The organism is Chryseobacterium sp. UF-290 (assembly GCF_058245615.1).
In genome coordinates, this window is sequence record NZ_JBSICB010000036.1 from 1 (window position 1) to 1,160 (window position 1,160).

At 32.4% G+C, this 1,160-nt stretch carries 1 protein-coding gene; it reads right to left on the reverse strand.

Features of this window, described 5'->3' with window-relative positions; genetic code table 11:
* On the reverse strand, nucleotides 1–920 hold a 920-nt coding region (locus AC4IF5_RS20385), incomplete at its 3' end, for an IS110 family RNA-guided transposase (protein ID WP_490737780.1).
* Between the last annotated feature and the right edge of the window lie 240 nt (nucleotides 921–1,160).

Here is a 1,160-nt window from a genome sequence, read left to right on the forward strand (position 1 = left end):
CATACCGCATTAATAATTGAATTATGAGCTTTTCCCTGCTGTTTTTTTCTTTTGTAGTATGCTTTTAATTCCTCATCATAAATTATTGCTGAATTAGCTCCGCTGAAAAGAACTGTTTTAATTCTCTTATTTCTAAGCTTGCTGGTCTTTGTTTTTCCTTTAATACTAGTTCCTGATAGATGTTCAAAAGGAGCTAATCCTGCATAACAGTTGAATTTTCTTGGATTCTGAAAGCTAGTAAAATTATTGGTTAGTACAATCATATAAGCAGCGGTGAGAAAGCCAACCCCTTTTATTTTGGTTATTTTCTCAAAGTTTTTGCTTATTTTTTCCTGTTCACTGATTTCTTGCTTTATTTTCTTCTCCACCAAGGTAATCTTACCATCCAATTCCTGTATATGATTTGTTATATCATTCATTTCATAGCTTACATCTGCAATTTTACTCACCTGATAAAAGGATTTTTTCTCATTCTTAAGCTGCGTTCTCAACTTTATCAGTAAGTTTCTGTAGGTAAGAAGATTCTTCACTTTAAAAAGTACTTTCTCCGCAAGAACATAAGGCTTAAGATCCTGGGAATACATTTTTGCATATTTGGCTATTCTCCAGGCATCAACTCTGTCATTCTTTCCCCTTTGGATTCCCTGGCTTAGTTTTATTTCCAAAGCCGGAACCTGGTAATAGGTTATTTTCTGATCTTCCAGCATCCTGGCAAGAAGAAGTCCATAGTTTCCGGTATTTTCAAAGCAATAACATAACTCACAATCTTGTTCCAAATCATAGGTAGAGCTTATCATTTGCTCTATACCTTCCATTGTATTTTCTACCTTGAATGCCATTTCTTTTTCATTGGAATTATTTAATATACAAACATCCAATGTATCCTTGGAAATATCTATTCCAATAAAATAACTTTTCATAACTTTGGATTTAAGGTAAATCCTGAATGAACCAATTTGAATGATGCTAAAACCTTTAATAAGCCTTAATGCTTAACATTCTAAATGGCAGATATTCAAAAGAGAAAATAAGGTCTGATACACGAAATAGTTCTAATCTGTGCATTCGTTTAGTTCACTTTATTTTCTCTGGTTCTTCAGAATTTAATTATTATCTAATTTAATACTAAATCCTTTTGCAAATCTAAAGGCATTCGTGGC